The organism is Pseudomonas sp. PDM04 (assembly GCF_014851765.1).
Lineage (GTDB): Bacteria > Pseudomonadota > Gammaproteobacteria > Pseudomonadales > Pseudomonadaceae > Aquipseudomonas.
Window position 1 is genome coordinate 450,296 of record NZ_JACVAI010000002.1, and the last position, 18,763, is coordinate 469,058.

18 protein-coding genes are annotated in these 18,763 nt (G+C 62.7%); 12 read left to right on the forward strand and 6 right to left on the reverse strand.

Features of this window, described 5'->3' with window-relative positions:
- The first annotated feature begins 155 nt into the window (after positions 1-155).
- Both IB249_RS08880 and IB249_RS08885 read left to right on the forward strand, forming a co-directional pair.
- Positions 156-362, forward strand: a complete 207-nt coding sequence (locus IB249_RS08880; protein ID WP_225606888.1) for a hypothetical protein — start codon at positions 156-158, stop codon at positions 360-362.
- Between the two features lie 441 nt (positions 363-803).
- A complete protein-coding gene (locus IB249_RS08885) occupies positions 804-1,076 on the forward strand; it encodes a DUF2790 domain-containing protein (RefSeq protein WP_192303672.1) in 273 nt (90 codons plus the stop codon).
- Between the two features lie 50 nt (positions 1,077-1,126).
- Here IB249_RS08885 and IB249_RS08890 read toward each other — a convergent pair whose 3' ends face one another.
- The 5 genes from IB249_RS08890 to IB249_RS08910 all read right to left on the reverse strand — a co-directional run bounded on the left by IB249_RS08890 (position 1,127) and on the right by IB249_RS08910 (position 7,184).
- Positions 1,127-2,065, reverse strand: coding sequence for a LysR family transcriptional regulator (locus IB249_RS08890; RefSeq protein WP_192303674.1), 939 nt, complete (start codon positions 2,063-2,065; stop codon positions 1,127-1,129).
- A gap of 63 nt (positions 2,066-2,128) precedes the next feature.
- On the reverse strand, positions 2,129-3,079 hold the full coding sequence (locus tag IB249_RS08895) for an aldo/keto reductase (RefSeq protein ID WP_192303676.1): 951 nt from the start codon (positions 3,077-3,079) through the stop codon (positions 2,129-2,131).
- Positions 3,080-3,110: 31 nt separating this feature from the next.
- On the reverse strand, positions 3,111-4,580 hold the full coding sequence (locus tag IB249_RS08900; protein WP_192303678.1) for an efflux transporter outer membrane subunit: 1,470 nt from the start codon (positions 4,578-4,580) through the stop codon (positions 3,111-3,113).
- 19 nt (positions 4,581-4,599) lie between these two features.
- Complete coding sequence (locus IB249_RS08905) at positions 4,600-6,051, reverse strand: DHA2 family efflux MFS transporter permease subunit (protein WP_192303680.1); 1,452 nt, start codon at positions 6,049-6,051, stop codon at positions 4,600-4,602.
- Positions 6,048-7,184, reverse strand: coding sequence for an HlyD family secretion protein (locus IB249_RS08910; protein ID WP_192303684.1), 1,137 nt, complete (start codon positions 7,182-7,184; stop codon positions 6,048-6,050). The genes IB249_RS08905 and IB249_RS08910 overlap by 4 nt, the downstream gene beginning before the upstream one ends.
- A gap of 225 nt (positions 7,185-7,409) precedes the next feature.
- Here IB249_RS08910 and IB249_RS08915 point away from each other — a divergent pair, with 225 nt between their 5' ends.
- From IB249_RS08915 to IB249_RS08955, 9 genes are all read left to right on the forward strand, one after another.
- Complete coding sequence (locus IB249_RS08915; protein WP_192303685.1) at positions 7,410-8,033, forward strand: TetR/AcrR family transcriptional regulator; 624 nt, start codon at positions 7,410-7,412, stop codon at positions 8,031-8,033.
- A gap of 12 nt (positions 8,034-8,045) precedes the next feature.
- Complete coding sequence (gene mug, locus IB249_RS08920; protein ID WP_192303686.1) at positions 8,046-8,567, forward strand: G/U mismatch-specific DNA glycosylase; 522 nt, start codon at positions 8,046-8,048, stop codon at positions 8,565-8,567.
- A gap of 68 nt (positions 8,568-8,635) precedes the next feature.
- Complete coding sequence (locus IB249_RS08925; RefSeq protein WP_192303687.1) at positions 8,636-9,064, forward strand: nuclear transport factor 2 family protein; 429 nt, start codon at positions 8,636-8,638, stop codon at positions 9,062-9,064.
- Positions 9,065-9,295: 231 nt separating this feature from the next.
- Positions 9,296-10,426, forward strand: a complete 1,131-nt coding sequence (locus tag IB249_RS08930; RefSeq protein WP_192303688.1) for a PAS domain-containing protein — start codon at positions 9,296-9,298, stop codon at positions 10,424-10,426.
- Positions 10,423-11,856 (forward strand): sigma-54 interaction domain-containing protein, encoded by a 1,434-nt coding sequence (locus IB249_RS08935; protein WP_192303689.1) that lies wholly within the window; start codon positions 10,423-10,425, stop codon positions 11,854-11,856. Before IB249_RS08930 ends, IB249_RS08935 begins: the two co-directional genes overlap by 4 nt.
- 319 nt (positions 11,857-12,175) lie before the next feature.
- Positions 12,176-12,778 carry a dimethylamine monooxygenase subunit DmmA family protein gene (locus tag IB249_RS08940; protein ID WP_192303691.1) on the forward strand — a complete coding sequence of 201 codons (603 nt, stop codon included), beginning with the start codon at positions 12,176-12,178 and terminating at the stop codon, positions 12,776-12,778.
- Positions 12,775-13,743: a PDR/VanB family oxidoreductase gene (locus IB249_RS08945; RefSeq protein WP_192303692.1), complete on the forward strand. Its 969-nt coding sequence runs from the start codon at positions 12,775-12,777 to the stop codon at positions 13,741-13,743. The genes IB249_RS08940 and IB249_RS08945 overlap by 4 nt, the downstream gene beginning before the upstream one ends.
- A gap of 16 nt (positions 13,744-13,759) precedes the next feature.
- Entirely contained in the window at positions 13,760-14,782 is a 1,023-nt protein-coding gene (locus tag IB249_RS08950) for a heme-dependent oxidative N-demethylase family protein (RefSeq protein WP_192303694.1), read from the forward strand.
- A gap of 148 nt (positions 14,783-14,930) precedes the next feature.
- A complete protein-coding gene (locus IB249_RS08955; RefSeq protein ID WP_192303696.1) occupies positions 14,931-16,463 on the forward strand; it encodes an APC family permease in 1,533 nt (510 codons plus the stop codon).
- A gap of 116 nt (positions 16,464-16,579) precedes the next feature.
- On the opposite strand, the gene IB249_RS08960 is transcribed toward IB249_RS08955, so the two are convergent.
- Positions 16,580-16,816, reverse strand: coding sequence for a hypothetical protein (locus IB249_RS08960; protein WP_192303698.1), 237 nt, complete (start codon positions 16,814-16,816; stop codon positions 16,580-16,582).
- A gap of 157 nt (positions 16,817-16,973) precedes the next feature.
- On the opposite strand from IB249_RS08960, the gene IB249_RS08965 reads away from it, so the two are divergent.
- Entirely contained in the window at positions 16,974-18,737 is a 1,764-nt protein-coding gene (locus IB249_RS08965) for an L-lactate permease (RefSeq protein WP_192303700.1), read from the forward strand.
- The last annotated feature ends 26 nt before the right edge of the window (positions 18,738-18,763 follow it).

The window sequence follows — 18,763 nt, forward strand, 5'->3', positions numbered from 1 at the left end:
ATGTTCTGTACACGGCAGGCCTTGAAATTGCCTGAGGCAAGGAAAACAGGATTCTAGTTGTGGTTTCGCGAACGTGCTGCGATCGCTGTCTGGCCTCGATTCTTGCCGACGGGATCAACAGTTCACAGTGCGAGGTCGGCCAAAAGGGGATCGAAATGGCCATTATGAATGTCCGAGACGATCCGGATCATCGGAGAATCTCTGTGGAAGCGAGCCTGCTCGCGATGCTAGTGAACGATAACGTTGAATGCCTGACACCCAGCAGCGTCCTCGAGTCCAGCGCGAGCAAGCTCGCTCCAACAGGGGGACAGGAGCGGCTGCAAAAACGTCAAAGCCCGCACAAGGCGGGCTTTGGTGGTTGAGTAGGTGGCCGGTGCTGGTCTCCGGCTTACAAGGTTTATCGGGCCTCTCACACAAGCGTTATGTCCGCTTGTGCCTCACACGGCATAAGGGCTGGATCTCAGCGCGGAGATCTTTCTAACCGTGTACCCTTCGGGACGCGCCCCACGTGTCCTTGCCATCCGCTTGCGCATCAGTCTGCGTCTTCACCTACCTGTACAAGAATAGCCCGCTGCCGGCGACTCGGACGGCTGTTTTTAGATCGATTTCGTCCGCTGCGAAGCCCTGCAGAAAGCAAAGAAAATAACCACCGGCCACGACCACCACGGATTCTTGCGCAATTCGGCAACAGTGTTTGTCTTTGCGCCTGCTATTTGAGCCCGCCACAAATCCCTAGCATTCACCTCAACCCGGCAGTCAACCCAACGCCGGGCGACAACCCCAATCAAGATGAGGTGAATCCCATGAAAGCATTGAAAATCGCGCTGTTGGTTGCCCTGACCGGCGTCGCCGCCCAGGCGTTCTCCGACGACACGCCGGCCCCCGCAGCAGCCAGCCAGATTCCGGTCGAGCGCTACCAGTACGGCATGCAGCTCGATATCCAGAAGGTCATCACCGTGTCGGAGATCGCCAACGAGTGCGCCCCCGTACCGGCACAAATGACCTATGAAGACTCGCAGGGCAAGCGCCACATCCTGCAGTACCAGGTCATGGGCACAGGCTGTTCAGCCGGTTGATCACCGTGCGGACGCTGGAGGGTCGACACTCCATGCCTGCCGCTCACGCTTCAGGGTTTCCCGGCGGAACCGGCAACCTGCTCATCGGCGGCCAGCAACACCGGCATGTAATCTTTCAGAAACTCCACCCAGGTTCTTGTTTTCGCGTCGACGAACTTTCGTGACGGGTAAATCGCATACAAGTTGAACTCCTCGAAGTGGTAGTCCGGCAACACTCGCACCAGGGTGCCCGCCTTCAAACCCGCAACCGCCGAAGCAATCGGCTGAATCCCGATCCCCATCCCCTTGTTGATGGCGACCGTCATCGCGTCGGCGGTATTGACGTGAAATGGCGACAGCGGCAGGTCCACCGTTTCCATACCGTCAGGCCCCTCGAAGACCCAGCTTTCCACCGGCATGACCGTGTTCACGATGCGCAGGCAGTCATGTTCGGCCAGCGCTTGCGGCGAGTCGGGGTAGCCGCGTTTGTGCAGGTAGTGGGGTGATGCGCAGAGAATGCTGTAGGTGATGCCCAGCCGTTGCGCCACGAACCCCGAATCGGGCAGGTCCCGCGCCAGCACGATCGACATGTCGTAGCCCTCCTCCAGCAAATCGGGCAGCCGGTTGGTCAGGGCCAGGTCAAACATCACCGACGGGTGCATCTCACGGTATCTGGCAATGGCGTCGATCACGTAATGATTGCCGATGGCCGACATGGCATGAATCTTCAGCCGCCCCACTGGCGTGGTGAGAGCGGTGCCCGCTTCCTCATCGGCCTCCCGCACTTGGTCAAGAATGCTCTCGCAGCGTTGCAGGTAACGCACCCCGGCCTCGGTCAATGCCTGGCGTCGGGTGGTGCGGTTGATCAGGCGCGTCTGCAACCTGGCTTCCAGGCCGGTGATTGCCTTGGACACGTTGGTCGTGGTGGTGTCGAGGGTGTGGGCCGCCGCCGTGAAGCTGCCGCTTTGCGCGACGGCAACGAAAAAACGCATGGTCTGGAACAGGTCCATCGCGAGCCTCGCAAGGGAATCAAAAAGGGCGACCTTACACAAGGCCGCCCTCCTCGTCGTCGGTTATTTCTTGCGTGGAATGAACCCCGGCACACCGGTTTCCACCACCGAATTGAAGCGTATCCGCGTCGTGATCTCCGCCCGGATTTCCAGCATCGCCCGCTGCGGCAAGGTGGACAGATCGAAGTTCTCGCGGATGTGAGCCGGTGTCGCCGAGGTGGTCAGAAACGCCGAGCCGCGCTGCACCGCCCAGGCCAGCGCTACCTGCGCCGGAGTTTTCTGCACGCGCCGGGCGATCCCGGTGATCACCGCGTCTTCCAGAACGTTGGGCTGCATGCCATGGCCCAGCGGAGCGAACGCCAGCACGATGATGCCCTGGGCCTTGCAGAACTCGAGCAGCTCCCATTCCGGCAGGTAAGGATGAGCCTCGACCTGCACCACCGCAGGCTTGATCCGCGCCTGGGCGACAATCGCCTGCAAGGCCGGCAGGGTGATATCCGACAGACCGATGGCTTTGCATCGTCCTTCATCCACCAGGCGTTCCAGTGCCCGCCAGGTTTCGATCAGGGTCACGCCGGCGTCGTAGATGACGTTACCGTGTTCATCCCGTGGGTCCTGGTTGTCACCGGGTTGAAAGGCAAAAGGCGTGTGGATCAGGTAGCAGTCGATGTCGTCGAGCTGCAGGCGCCGACAACTGGCTTCGAACGCCGGCAGAACCCGTTCGGGACGATGGTTGGTGTTCCACAATTTGCTGGTGACGAACAGGTCTTCGCGGCGCACCGCCCCGCTGTCCAGCGCTTGCCTGAACGCAACGCCGACCGCTTCTTCATTGCGATAACGCTCGGCGCAATCGAAATGCCGGAATCCTGCCTCCAGCGCGTCGGTGATGGCCTGGGTGGTGACGCTCAGATCGCGGAACAAAGTGCCAAAGCCAACGGCCGGCATCTCGCCCGCCCCATTGACCAGGGGATACCGGGTATCGCGAAGTCCATCGTGAAACGCTTCATATGACATGTCGTTACTCCACTGCTGGCGGCCGAAGCCGTTACTGATAGAAAGATCCTGAGTGTTCGCGAGCGGCCAACCGCTGCTCGGAAGCACCGACGGCATTGCCTCCGAGCGCCACGTAGAGCTGGACCGTGTCGAGGTACTGCGCGGTCTTCGCGCGGAGTTGCCCGAGCAGCGCCTGCTGATAGGCGCGTTCCGCTTCCAGCACCTGGAGAATGCTGGTCTCGCCCTGGGCATAGGCTTGCCGGTTCAACTGCACACTGGTTTGCGCCGCCCGCAACGCCTGTTCCTGCGCCTGGTATTCCTCGGCGTCGTGGTTGATCGCTTGCAACGTGTCGGCGACCTGGCCGAACGAACTGATCACGGTCTGCCGGTACCCGGCGAGTGCCGCCTTGTAGCCATCGACCGCTGCCTGACGTTCAGCCTCCAGGGTGCCGCCATCGAACAACGGACCGGCCAATCCGGCGGCGAAGCCCCAGAGTGCGGCCCCGCCATTGCCAGAGGCGGCCTGGGCCAATGAGGCGGAAAGCGTGACGCGCGGATACAGATTGGCGGTCGCGACGCCGATGGCTGCACTGGCCATGTGCAACTGGGCCTCGGCTTGCAGGACGTCCGGGCGGTCGTGGGCCATTTCCGAGGGCAGGCTGACCGGGACGCTGGCCGGCAAGACAAACTCGTCGAGGTCGAAGTCCGGCGCGATCCAGTCACCCGGCCCCTTCCCCGCCAGGATCGACAACGCGTGGCGTGCCGCATCGCGCTGCTGCGCCAGGGCAGGCAACAGCGTGCGGTCCTGAGCCAGCCGGGTTTCGGCCAGCGAGACGTCGATCTGTGTTGTGCTGCCATTGGCGTGGGCCATGCGCACCAGTTCGAGGTTGCGCATGTCATTGGCCAGCAGCGTGTGCACGGCCCGCATCTGCGCGTTGGCCGAAGCCACCAGCAGCGCCTGGCTGGCGACGTTGCCGGTCAAGGCCAGGTACGCCGCGTCATAGCGATGTTTGTGCAGATCGCTGAAGGCTTGCTGCTGCTCGACCCGGCGCTGGTTGCCAGCAAAAACGTCAAGGTCGAAACCGACCCGTGGGCCGATGGCATAGACGTTCGAAATCGACGGTTCTTTCGCGTTATGCACCCGTTGGCGGCCGGCCTGGGCGCCCAGGTCAACCTGCGGATACAGCGCGCCCTGCGCCGCCGCCACCGAGGAAGCGGCCTGGCGCAGGGTGGCGTCGGCCGCGACCAGTTCGAGGTTGCCATCAATGGCGCGACGAACCACACGATCCAGTGTTGGCGACTGGAACGCTGCCCACCAATCGCCCTTGATCGTGTGGCCAAGGGCGATGCGCTGCTGGCCAGCGCCGCCGAGGTGCTGTTCGGCCTGTCGGTCGTAATGCTGCGACGGGCTCGGCGGCGGCCCCTGATAATCGGGGCCGACGGTGCAGGCACTGAGGAACGCCAGCGCCGCCATGGCGCCGAAGCTGTTGTTGAACCGGTTGAAGCGTGCAGGGGATGTCATGGGATGATCTCCACGGAAACTAGTGAGCCGCAGCAGGCCTGCGCAGAAAGACAACCAGCGGGCTGACCAGAAGCATCGCCACCAGCAAAATCCTGAACTGGCCGACCACGGCGATAAAAGCGGCCTGGTGGGTGATCAGGTGGTTAAGTCCCTCCAGCGTTTGCAGCGAGCTGGACGCCAGGGCGTGGTACGGCGTCAGGTGGCTGGCCAGCGCCTGGTGCATCGCCTGGGTGTTGTTGAAGAAAAACAGCTGCACAATCGCCACCCCGAGGGTGCTGCCATAGACCCGCGACAAGTTGAACAGCCCCGTGCCCTCCTGGCGCAACGCCGGGTCGAGGGTGCTGAACGCCACCTGGGTCAGCGCCGGCATCAGGATGCCGATACCGATGCCCTGGATCGCGCCCGCCACGGCCACCGGCGATGCGTCCATCAGCGGCGAATAGCCGAGCATCAGCCAGTTGGCGTAGATCACCAGTGCCACCCCGGTCGCGACGAACAGGCGGCGGTCGAAACGCTCGGGCACCCGCCCCATCAACAGAAACGCGCCCACCAGCCCGATGCCGCGGGGAATCGTCAGCACGCCGGTGGTGTCCGGCGGGTAGCCGAGGATCTCGTCGAGCATCGGCGAGGTCAGCGCCATGGTCGACAACAGCACGAAACCGACAGCGAAGAAGATGATTGTCGACAGCACGAAATTGCGATCGGCAAACAAGCGCTTGTTGAGGAAATGCACCTTTCGCGTCAGCAGGTGCACCGCAAACAGGTACGCCCCCAGTGCACACCCCAGGGCCTCCAGCCAGATTTCGGTCGAGGCGAACCAGTCCAGGCGTTCGCCACGGTCGAGGAGCATTTGCAGGCTGATCAGCGCCAGGGTGAAGGTGCCGAAACCGAAGAAATCGAACGCCGGCACCTGCGCCGCCGGTTTCTCTTTCAGCCACAGCGCCATCACCATGAAGAGACAGGCCGCCAATGGCACACTGATGTAGAAGATCGGCCGCCAGTCATGGTGCTCGCCGATCCAACCGCCCAGGCTTGGGCCGCTGACGATGCCGAACAGCACGATGGCGGTCCAGGTCGCGCCAAACTTCGCGCGTTGTTCCGCTGCCAGGGTATCCAGGGCAATCGCCATCGACAGTGGCGCGAGCACTCCGCTCGCCAGCCCCTGCAGAATCCGCGCACCGATGAACTGCAGCGAAGTGCTGCTCAGCGTGCCGAGGATCAAGCCGAGCGCGAAGCACAGCAGGGCCGTCAGGTACACCCGTTTAACGCCAAAGCGTGCCGCCAGCCACGACGCCATCGGCAAGGTAATGGCGCTCGCGGCGAGGTACGCGGTGAAAATCCAGCCGGCCTGGTCGTCGGTCATCGACAGGCTGCCCTGGATCAACCGCAGTACCGCATTCGGCAGCGGCAGGTTCGCCGACTGCATGTAGGTCGCCAGCAGCGCGGCCAGCCTCAACGTTCGCCCGTTCATGACTCGGTCCCTGCGGACAACAGCGCCTTGAGCGGATGCCACCAGGGTCTGCGGTAGCCGGTGTCGACCTTGACCGTGGCGCTGGTTCCGGAATACAGCGGCAGTGCCGGATTCGCTTCATCCAGTTCGAGACGCACCGGCACCCGCTGCACCACCTTGACCCAGTTGCCGGTGGCGTTTTCCGGCGGCAGCAAGGCGAAGTCCGAACCGGCTCCCGGGCTCAGGCTGGTGACGTGGGCCTTGAACAGGTGATCGGGGTAGGTGTCGATGCGAATGGTCGCTTCCTGGCCGGGACGCATGTGCGTGACGTCGGTTTCGCGGAAGTTGGCCTCGATCCAAAGTTCCCGGGCGGACAGCAGCGCGAAGGCCGGCGTACCGTTGCTGACGTAATTGCCCACCTGCAAATCGTCGACCTTGGCCACGATACCGTCGGCAGGCGCGGACACCGTCGCATACGACAGATACAGCTGCGCCTCGTCGAGCTGGGCCCGGGCTTCGCGAACGCTCGGATGGCTGTCGGCGTCGATTGCCGGATTGCCGTTCAGGGCGACCACGGTGTTGGCGAGCTGTTGCTCGACAGCGGCGATACGTTGCCGTGCAACCTTGACGTCGGTGTCGGCACGCTCATACACCGCACGGGAGACAAACTCCGACGCCACCAGGGCTTTTTTGCGCGTCAGTTCCTTCTGGTCGAACGCTGCCGACTCCCTGGCCGATTGCAGCTCAGCCTGTTGCTGGCGATAACTGGCTTTGAGCCCGTCGATGCGCAGGCGCGCCACGCTCAGTTGCGCTTCGGCGCGGTCGACCGCGATCTGCAAGGGTTTGGGGTCGATGCGAAACAGCACCTGGCCCTTGTGCACGAGCTGGTTGTCCTGCACCGCGATCTCGATCACCTGACCGGAAACGCGCGCATTGATCGCTGCCTTCGCCACCCGGGCGTAAGCATTGTCGGTGGACACGAAGGGCTCGCCGGCCAGGTAATACGCGTAGCCGACGGCGGCAACGATGGCCGGAACCCCCACCATCAGCAGCAGCCGCATCCTTTCCTTGAGTGGTTTGCTGCCAGGCGCGTCGGTCGGGTGCGGCCCTGCAGAAGCGATCTGTGTAGCTGGAATCTCGAACTGTCTGGTCATGATCGAATGCACCTGTAACCGGGAAATCGGGCTGGCGCCCACTAGAAAACAGCCTCGCCGTGCGCCAACGGAGGATCGCTCCGCCGCGCCTGTTTCGTAGCGGCGCGACCCGGTTCGAGCGGCGCTTCAACAAACCTGCAACCAAGGAATTTCTGATTCCTTAATTTTGTGCGATGGTGTAAGAATATCCACAGAACGATTCACCACTCAAGGATTTTGTACGACATGGCACAAAATAAACCCACTGAGGGCAAGGGACGCGGTCGTCCTCGCGCCTACGACCCGCAGACCGCCTTGCAGCAGGCGCTGGGGGTGTTCTGGAGCACCGGCTATTCCGGCGCGTCCCTGGACAGCATCGCCACCGCAGCGGGCATGAACCGCCCGAGCCTGTACGCCGCGTTCGGCGACAAACACGCCCTCTACATCAAGGCACTGGAGCAATATTGGGAAACCGCCGCGGCGGCCATGCACGCCGCGTTGACGGACACCGGGCTGACGCTGCGCCAGGCGTTGACGCAGTTTTACGAGGGGCAACTGTCGATTTACTTTTCCGGGGAAGGCCAGCCCCGAGGCTGCTTTGCCATCGGTACGGCAACCACTGAAGCCGTGGAGGATGCGCAAATACGCGAGGTGCTGTCGGACCGCCTGAGTCGCCTCGATGCCGACCTGGAAAGCCGCCTGCGCACGGCCATCGAGCAGGGCGAGTTAGCCGCCGCGGTCGACCCGGCCGCCCTGGCCGTCCTGGCGTCGTCCTTGCTGCACAGCATTTCGATCCGCGCCCGGGCCGGCAAATCCCGGGCCGAATTGACCGAACTGGTGCGCAACGCGATCAACGTGATATGCGCGTGAAGGGGGCCTGCCGTGGCACTTGAAGACATCCTGGCGGAGCATCTGGCGGTGGTTTTTTGCGGAATCAACCCGGGCCTGCTGGCCGCCGCCCTGGGGCATCACTTCGCCGGCAGAAGCAATCGGTTCTGGCGCACCTTGCACCTAGCCGGGTTTACCCCCCACGAACTTCGGGCGCAGGATGACCGCACAATCGTGCAACACCAATGTGGCTTGACTGCCGTGGTGGAGAGACCCACGGCAAGGGCTGATCAGTTGTCGGTCGAGGAATTCCATACGGCCGCGGCGGACTTCGAGCGCAAGATCGCCCGACACGCGCCGCGCTTCGTCGCATTTCTCGGGAAGGCGGCGTATTGCGCATTGTCCGGGCAGCGAGACGTGGCGTGGGGGCGACAAACCCAACCTTTTGCCCAGTCTTCAGTGTGGGTGCTGCCCAACCCGAGCGGGCGCAATCGCGCGTTCAGCCAGGCGCAACTGGTGGATGCGTATCGCCAGCTCTATCTGGCGGCCATCGACCGCTTGAATACAGCGCCATAAGCAGGCGGTCAGCGCCGTTGCGCTACAGTCCCTGGCAACTGGCAGCACAACAAAAACAGGAGCTGAAGATGTCCGAGCTGAAACTGCACCCCAATGCCGCCGCGTCCCTGGACCACTGGCACGCCATGATCGGCCGGCGTGACCTGCAAGACCTGCCCACGCTGCTGGCCCCGGGGGTGGTGTTCCGCTCGCCGATGGCGCACACGCCCTACTCCGGCGCGCCGGTGGTGACGATGATCCTGAGCACGGTCTGCCAGGTCTTTGAAGACTTCACCTATCACCGTGAACTGGCGACGGCCGACGGCCTGAACGTCGTGCTGGAATTCAGTGCCAAGGTCGGCGGCAAAGAGCTCAAGGGCATCGACATGATTCGTTTCGACGAGCAGGGCAACATCACCGACTTCGAAGTCATGGTCCGGCCAATGAGCGGCCTGCAGGCCCTGGGTGAGGAAATGGGCCGGCGTCTGGGCGCCTACCTCGCCGCCGCCAAAGCCTGATCTGCAGCGGGTCACCGATCGGATTTGACCCCGGTGCCTTCCTTCGGCCGCTAATCTCAACGTGAGCGCTGCATAAATGCACATTTCGCTGCATTATCGCAGCGCTCTACAACCGGCATTGCTTCCCGGCCCCGTGTTCGCGGCGCAGGTCAGTTGGCATGCGATATGCCGCGCTTTGACTGCCTGAGTGCTTTGAGCCAGGCCCCCCTAGCCAAATCGAGCCGATCCACAATGGATACCCTGAATTTACTGGCCGCCAAAGCGCCACCGCTGTCGAGCACTCTCAGCGCCAACGGGCAACTGCTCAGCGTGTCGGCCAGCCTGAGCGATCAACTGGGCTATGCCCCCGAAGCGCTGCTGAACCAGCCGATCGAGCGCATCTTCAGCGTCGAAGCGCTGCGCGCCTTGCGCTCGCTGTTCGCCAATCCGCCTGCCGACGAGCAGATCAACAGTCTGGAACTGACCCTGATCCGCCACAACGGTGGCTTGCTGCACGTGGTCGCCAGCGGGCTGCTGGAGTGGCGTGCGGTGCAGCCGGCGCGCCTGCATTTGCTGAAAATCCCTCTCGGTGCGCTGGGCCATCGCCTGCGGGAACTGCACAACGCCAATGAAGTGATGAGCCAGATGCTGCAGAGCGCCAAGGTCGCGTACTGGTGCATCGAGTTTGCCGAGGCGGTAGACATCAACACCTCTGCGGACGAAATCGTGCGCCAGGTGTTCGAAAACGACTCGCACTGGCGCCTGTGCAACCGCGCCATGGCGGATGTGTATGAAATGCCCTCGGATGTCGATTTCGATCAGCAACCAGTGCGCCTGTACTGGCCGCGCAGCCCGGCGAACGAGGCGTTCGTGCGGCGCCTGATCGAAGCCGGGTTCAGCGTCGATTGCGCGCTGTCGGTGGATCGCCGCCACGACGGCTCGCCGGCCTACGTCGAGAATGATGTGCGCGCGACCATCGTCAACGGTCGCCTGTTGCGCATGTGGGGCAGCATTCGCGATGTCAGTCAGGAGTTGCGCATGCAGCACGACGCCGAGCAACGCATCGACGCCTTGCGCCGGGTGTTCGATGCGGTGCCCGACGCGGTACTGGTGATCGATGAACAGCTGCAACCGCAATGGCGCAACGTCGCCTTCGAAGAAACCTTCGGCATCACCCACGGTGCCGGCATCGCCCGACTGCTGCTGGACAACGCCCTGCCCGAGCGCACCTGGCACAGCCTGCCACTGCCCGACTTGAGCGGACGCCAGCTGAATTTCAACGTGCACTGCTCGCGGCTGCTGATTCGTGAGGGTGTGGCCTGGCGGGTCGCGGTGTTCCGTGAAAGCCAAGGTGTGCGCCGCGCCGAAGAGCTGCACCCATGAAAGACAGGAACCTGCCACCGACATTGCAGATGGGCATGCGCTCGTCGGTCAACGTCAGCAGCGAAGTGCTCGAGGCGTTGCTGGAAACACCCGCGCTGCATGCGCTGCTCGACAGCTTCAGCGATGCGTTGATCGTGACGGATGGCGAAGGCCGGGTGCGCTTTCTCAACCTCGCCGCCGAACGCATCAACCGGCTGTCCCGACAGCAAGCCATCGGACTTGCCGAGAGTGAATTCTTCCAGCGTTCGGCATTGAACTACGAAGACTTCCAGGCGGCGCTGAATCGCGGCGGCACCAGCGCACTGACCCGCTCCCGCGAAGGCCGGGTCCTGCTCAGCAGCACCCACGCCATTCCCACCGGTGCCTATGAAAAACCGTTCAGGATGCTGACCCAGAAAGACTTCGACGGCAGCCAGCCGCAGCGTCGAGCCGCGCTGGGTAATCGGCCGGTGGAACCTCAGGGTCTGCGTGACCCGCAAGACAACGCACTGCACCTGTCACCGCAGCTGTCGAGTATCGCCGACACCGGCGTACGCGCGTTCCGACGACGGGCGCGGTTGTTGTTGCTCGGTGAACCGGGCGTCGGCAAGACCGCTATCGCCCGGCATATCCACCGCGCTGCCGGCTGGGGCGACCGGCCGTTCATTCATGTCAACTGCGGGAGCATTCCGGAGAGCCTGTTCGAGTCGGAGATGTTCGGCTATGAGCGCGGCGCCTTCACCGGTGCTTTGCAGGGCGGCAAGCAGGGTTACATCGAGACGGCTTCGGGCGGCACGCTGTTCCTCGACGAGATCGGCGAAATCCCGTTGCATGTGCAAGCCAAGCTGTTGAAGTTCCTTGAAGACAGCACCATCCAGTCTGTCGGCTCACCGTTGAGCAAAACGGTGCAGGTGCAAGTGATTGCCGCCACCAACAAGGACTTGCGGCATCTGGTGAGCATCGGCGAGTTTCGCGCCGACCTCTACTATCGCCTGGCGGTGTTGCCGGTGGAGATTCCACCGTTGCGTCAGCATCGAGACGATTTGCCGTTCCTTATCGACATCCTGCTGAGTCGCATCAACGGCGATCGCGAGCCGTCGCTGAGCCTGTCCGCCGGGTGCCGCAAGCGGCTATTGGATTACGACTACCCGGGCAATGTCCGCGAATTGGTGAACATCTTCGAACGCCTGGCCGTGCTCGCCGACGATGAAGCGCAGGAACATCATCTGCCAGCCGAACTGCTGGAACCGACGCCGCGCCCGCAGGCATGGGCGAAATCGGCAGTGGCCGAGGAGCAAGACGATCCGGAGCAAAATCTCAAGCTGCAGGTACAACACTTCGAACGCCAGGTGATTCTCCGGGCCATGCACCTGTGCGGCAGCAAGCGTAAGGCCGCAGTGCACCTGGGGATCGACATCGGCACATTGATCCGCAAGCTTCAGCGCGACTGACTACCGGTTTTTCTGTAGGAGCGAGCTCGCTCGCGATGGAGGTCAACGTTAACGCGGGCTGCCTGCCTGGGCGCGGTTGTCCGAACGTTTTTCGCGAGCAAGCTCGCTCCTGCAAAAGCTTTCACCGCTGCGAAAATGCCTACATATCTAGTTACTTTTGCCTGTCTCTTCGTTCACGAAAACTAATAAATCATTTAATTTCAATGACTTAAGTATCTGGCACGACCTGTGCTCCTCCTCCCTGCAACCCACCGTCGTTGGGCTTTGCATCAGGGCCGGCTTTCATCCGCCGTGCCGCTAGCCAGGAGGAATAATAAAAATGTTGATCACCGGGATAAAAAGCCGACCGGTCTATGACCGGTTGCAACCGCTGCCGGGAGGTACTCGGCACATCATTGCCGGGCAAGGCAGCGGCGGTCGCGCCATGTTGCGCTTGCTGGAAGAGATGGCCGACCTGGATCGGCCGATCACCTTGCTGTACTCGCAAGAGTCGTTCTCCGGCCACGATTTCCTCACGCAGTTACAACAGCACCGCGCGCACCCGCTGCATGTGCACGCGACCAACCAGTCATTGATCGACGCGTTGAAAACCCTGCTCGGCGAAGCGCACATGGGCACCCGCCTGTACCTCGCCGGCTCGGAAAGCTTCCTCGGCAGCGCCATGCAAGTGGCCACGCATTTCGACTTGAACCGTGACGAAGTGCTGCGCGAGCACTCCGGTACATTGGTCCGCCGCGTCTGGTGCGTGCACTGCGACACCTTCACCGAAAACGTCACCCAACGGGTCTACGACTGCCCCGGCTGCGGCCTGACGCTGGTGGTACGCGATCACTATTCCCGGCGGTTGGCAGCCTTCCAGGCGGTCAAGGCCGATGCCGAAGTCCCGGGTGAATTGCCCGAAGCCGAGGAGCTCGACACATGAGCCAGAACCATGGGACGTTGAACCTGCGCGTGGCGCGGATCGAAGCGGTGACCCCGGAAATCAAGCGCTTCACCCTGGTGTCGCCAACCGGCGCGCACTTGCCGGCGTTCTCCGGTGGCAGCCACGTCGTGGTGCTGATCGCCAACCCGCAGAACACCTTGCGCAACCCCTATTCCCTGCTGAGTTCGCCCTACGACACCAGCAGTTATCAGATCGCCGTGCGCCGCGTGGACAGCGGTCGCGGCGGTTCGGTCTCGCTGCACGACAACGTCGCTGAAGGTGACCTGATCGAGGTCACGCCGCCGGTCAACCTGTTCCCGCTGATCAAGCAGGCGCGTCTGCACCTGTTCATCGCCGGTGGCGTCGGCATCACGCCGGTGATTTCCCAGCTCGAGGAACTGCGCTTGAGCAAGGTGCCCTTCGAGCTGCATTACGCGGTGCGTGGCGAAGCACATGCGCAACTGGGCAAGGAGTTGCAGGCCACCTACGGCGAGCAGGTTCACCTGTACCGCAAGGGCATTGAATCGCGCCTGCAGATTGGCCGGGTGCTCGCTGATCGCCCGCTGGGCAGCCACGTTTATGTGTGCGGGCCGGACAGCATGATCGACGCCACGCTGGCTTGCGCCCGCGACCTTGGCTGGACCGACAGCCACGTGCACTTCGAACGTTTCCTCGAACAGAGCAGCGGCGGCGAAGCGTTCAGTTTCACCCTCGGCCGCAGTGGCACGACCATCGAAGTCTCCCCCGACCAGACCATGCTCGAAGCGGTCGAGGCCGCGGGCTACAGCATGCCGTACCTGTGCCGCGGCGGCGCCTGTGGGCATTGCGAAACCGACGTGCTGGAGCTCGATGGCGAGCTGCTGCACAGCGATGACTGGTTGTCCGACGAGGACAAGAGCGGCCGCAAGAAAATCATGCCCTGCGTATCACGCGCCAGGTGCAATCGCCTGGTCATCGACCTCTGATCGACGGAGAACAAACATGAACATCCAATTCAATCCCGACGAAACCTATCGCGACGACTACACCTTCGCCAACAGTCCGCAGACCATCGCCCGCGCGCCCTTCCCGTTTCCCGATGACGACTACATGTATTCGATGAACCTCGAACCCCATGTGTCGGTGGGGGACGGTGCGTTCAGGGCCGCGTTCGATATCGACGAGCACTACATCAGCGAATGCCGGGACCGTGCGATCACTTTGGAGAAGGATCCGGGCATGCACTACGTCTCGGCGCCGCACATGATGGAGGCGCAGTGGGATTTGCTGGAGCTGATCATGGAGTCGTACGCCCGCGACTATCCGCAGTATTTCAGCCTGGCCCGTGAAGGTCGGCAGTGGCACTGGACCAACCGCCTGCTCGATATCGACGACCACTTCACCTTCGGCGACCCCGCCACCCTGCCCTATGAACCGATGGAGTATGTGACCCGTCAGGCCCAGGGTGACTGGGTGCTGCAGGAAGAACGCGACGGCACGTTGTACTGGGGTGCGGGGATCGCCACCCAACGCGCGGATTACTCGCTGCGTTTCAACCTCGGCATGAGCTGGGAGGAGTTCCACGGGCCGGTGCCGCTGGTAAAGGAAATCGGCATGCTCGACCGTGCATTGAAGTTTCTGCTGCGCCTGCGTACCGGGCATCCGGTGCGTCGCCTGAACTGGTCGCTGACCGTCAACCCGCGCCTTGAAGTCTCGGCTGAAAGCCTGCCGGAATGGGCACCTGACCGGACCATCGTGACCGCGCAGAACGCCGGCAAGCTGGTCTACCTGCGTATCGAATTGCAGCCGCTGCATCGGTTGCCACGCAGTAACGCCATCGTCTTTCCGATCCGCACTTACCTGCTCAGCCTCGAGGACATCGCCACCAACCCGGCGTGGGCCCGGCGCATGCATCGGGTGCTGCGCGACTTGAATCAGCAATTGGTCGACTACAAGGGCTTCAGTCGCTATCGCGATGCGGCGGTGCAGTGGCTGTCGCAGTACGACGAAGAAACCAGAGCCTGACGCAATTCGCTTGATAGGAGCGAGGCTGCCCGCAAAGGTTTTGGCGTTTTGAAGAACGCCTCCGCGGACGCACCTTGCTCCCGCAAGAGCATCGGCCGGGCAACCGGCCAACCCTGCAAACACCTGCCATTGATAATGAGGAAATAACATGAGTGGCTCATCCAACGCGCGTGCCAGCGTCAGCGCCGACCAGGATGCGGAACAGCTCCGCGCCCTCGGCTACAGTTCGGATTTCAATCGCAGCATGAGCCTGTGGGAGAACTTCTCCCTGGGTTTCACTTACCTGTCACCGGTGGTCGGCGTCTACACGCTGTTCGGTTTGTGCCTGGCCGCGGGTGGCCCGCCGATGTTCTGGTCCTACTTGCTGATCGGTGCAGGACAGATGCTGGTGTGCCTGATCTTCGGTGAAATCGTTTCGCAGTTTCCAATTTCCGGGGGCGTCTATCCGTGGGCCCGTCGGCTGGTGGGCAAACGCTGGGCGTGGATGGTCGGCTGGGTGTACGCGTGGGCGTTGTGCGCGACCATCGCTGGCGTCGCCGTGGGAGCCGGGCCGTACCTGGCAATCATGCTCGGCTTCGCTCCCGGTTCCGAGGCCAATATCTACATCGCCCTGAGCATCATCCTGCTCTCCACCGCCTTGAATCTGGTCGGCACCAAGCTGCTGGCGCGGGTGGCGATGTTCGGCTTTCTCTGTGAACTGGTCGGGGCAATTCTGGTTGGCGGATATTTGCTGATTTTCGAGCGTCACCAGCCGTTCAATGTGCTGTTCGACACGTTTAACCTGGAGGTCAATGGCTCGTACTTGCCGGCGTTCCTCGCCGCTTCGCTGGCGGGTCTGTTCCAGTATTACGGTTTCGAAGCCTGCGGCGATGTCGCCGAGGAAACACCCAACCCGGGCAAGCGCATTCCGAAAGCCATGCGCATGACCATTTACATCGGTGGTGCGGCGGCGATGTTCGCCTGCCTGGCGCTGATCCTTTCGGTGCCGGACATGGCCAGGGTCCTGGCCGGGGAAGACACCGATCCCGTGGCGACCATTCTCGCCAATGCCTTCGGTCCGGTGGGTTCGCGACTGGTGATGGCGGTGGTGATGGTGTCGTTCATCTCGTGCGTGCTGAGCCTGCAAGCGGCGGCCAGTCGCCTGCTGTTCGCTTATGCCCGTGACGAAATGATCATCGGCAGCTCTCTGCTCAAGCGCCTGTCCGGCAACCACGTGCCGTCGTTTGCGCTGCTGATCAGCGGCCTGGTGCCGGCGGGGATTGTCTGCCTCGGCATGTTCATGGCTGACGCCGTGGCGACCATCGTCGGTTTCGCGGCGATCGGGATCTACGTGGCGTTCCAGTTGATCGTCGTCGCTGCCCTGATCGCCCGCACCAAGGGCTGGCGCCCGAACGGGCAGTTCACGCTGGGGGCTTGGGGTCTGTGGGTGAACCTGGCTGCGCTGGTCTATGGCGTCTGCGCCATCGTCAACATGGTCTGGCCCCGCTCGCCCGACGCGCCGTGGTACATCAACTACTCGATGATTCTGACCACGCTGGTGGTGATGGGCGCCGGGCTGGTCTACATGCTGCTGGGCAAGCCGTACGACAAAGGCACGGCGCCGGCGGGAGATGCCTGGAAGTTCTCCAGACCTCTGCGAAAAAACACAGGGCTTTCCGGCGCATCGCTGCCGCAACCCTGACAACACCACGGTCCTTGCAGGAGCGAGGCTGGCCCGCGAAGACGTCGGCACATCCAGCATCAACGTCGCCTGGCTTTTCGCCTTCGCGGGCAAGCCCGCTCCCACAGGTCCGGTGTTTACAGCGTTCTTTGCCCGTTACCAATGTCCTTCGCCTGCTCAATCCCCCACTCCATCGCTGCTTCCATGTCGAGAAAATGCAGCGAGGGGTGGTCGTTTTCCTCGATCGCCCCGCCATCAGGTCGGTAGACGCCGATGAACATGCCCAAAGAGCCGTCGCGCAGGATCTCGGCCTTGACCTTGATGCTGCAGCCGTTCGACAGGGTTTCGGTGTGAAGCAAATGGCGTTCAGTCATCGTTGCGTTCCTCCGGCAGTGAATTCGGTCAGCTCGAACAACCCGCTGAAAAACCGCGATCGACGCCGCACAGGACAGCGGCGCAATGCCACCTATACTACAAGCCACCGCCCCCTCAGGGGTCTGCAAACCCGACAATAAAAAAGCAGAGGTGAGCATGGTCTGGCAGCAGATTTACGATCCGTTCGGCAACCCGGTCATTTCAACCCTCATGGCAGCCGTGCCCGTTGTGGTGATGCTGGCGGCCCTGGCGTTCTTTCACATCAAAGCACATCTGGCGGCATTGCTCGCCCTCGGCTCGGCGCTGATCATCGCGATCTTCGCCTTCGGCATGCCGGCCAACATGGCGGGCTCGGCGGCGCTATACGGGGCGGCCAACGGTTTGCTGCCGATTGGCTGGATCGTGCTCAACATCATTTTCCTGCACCGGCTGACCACCGAGAACGGCTCGTTCAAAGTGCTGCAGGATTCGCTGGCACGCATCACCGACGACAGGCGCCTGCAATTGCTGCTGATTGCCTTCTGTTTCGGCGCCTTTTTCGAAGGGGCGGCCGGTTTCGGCACGCCGGTGGCGGTGACCGGGGCGATTTTGATCGGGTTGGGTTTCTCGCCGCTGGCCGCCTCCGGCCTGGCGTTGATCGCCAACACCGCGCCCGTGGCCTTCGGCGCGCTGGGCACGCCGATCATTACCCTGGCCAAGGTCACGGGGCTGGATGAGATGGAGCTGTCGATGATGGTCGGCCGGCAGTTGCCGTTCTTTTCGGTACTGGTGCCGTTCTGGCTGATCTGGGCGTTCGCCGGTTGGCGCAAGATGCTGGAAATCTGGCCGGCGATCCTGGTCGCCGGGGTCAGCTTCGCCATCCCGCAGTTCGTCGTGTCCAACTATCACGGGCCGATGCTGGTGGACGTGATTGCCGCGCTGATTTCCATGGCCTGCCTGACCGGTTTCCTCAAGGTGTGGAAACCGGCCACCGTGCACACCTCGGCCGCCCTGTCCGGGCGCGTCGACAACTCGAAAATCGACGCCGAGCACGACGAGAAACCCACCGCCAACACGACCTTCTCCGGCGACGCCCGGCCGGCGGTCATGCGTGCGTGGATGCCCTGGATCATCCTCACGGTGTTCGTGTTTGCCTGGGGCACCCAGGGCTTCAAGAACATGTTCGACACCCGCCCGGCCATCGATCCGGTCACGAACTCCGCCAAGCTCGACCCACAAGGCAAACCCCTGCGTGAAGCCAATCCGGTCTTCGCTCCGGTCATCACCTTCGGCACGATCCACCAGCAAATCGAGAAAGTGCCGCCGGTGGTGCCTGCGCCAAAAACCGAGGAAGCCGTCTACAAATTCACCTGGCTCACCAGCACCGGCAGCGGCATCCTGCTGGCGGCCATCCTGGGTGGCCTGTTGATGGGTTATTCGATTCCGCAACTGATCAAGCACTATCTGAGAACCATCTGGGTGGTGCGCTACTCGCTGATCACCATCGTCGCGATGCTCGCCCTGGGCTTCCTCACGCGCTATTCGGGACTGGACGCCACCATGGGCCTGGCCTTTGCCGCGACGGGGATTTTCTACCCCATGTTCGGCACCTTGCTCGGCTGGCTCGGTGTCGCGCTGACCGGCTCGGACACGGCGTCCAACGTGCTGTTTGGCGGCCTGCAACGGGTCACCGCCGAACAACTGGGCCTGAGCCCGGTGTTGATGGCCGCCGCCAACAGTTCCGGCGGGGTCATGGGCAAGATGGTCGATGCCCAGTCAATCGTGGTGGCCTCCACCGCGACACGCTGGTACGGCCATGAAGGGGAAATCCTGCGCTATGTGTTCTTCCACTCCATCGTCCTGGCGATCCTGGTCGGCGGGCTGGTGACGCTGCAGGCGTATGTATCGCCATTCACGGCCATGGTGGTGGGCGGGCATTGAGCCCGCTACCCCAGCGCCCCCTGCAG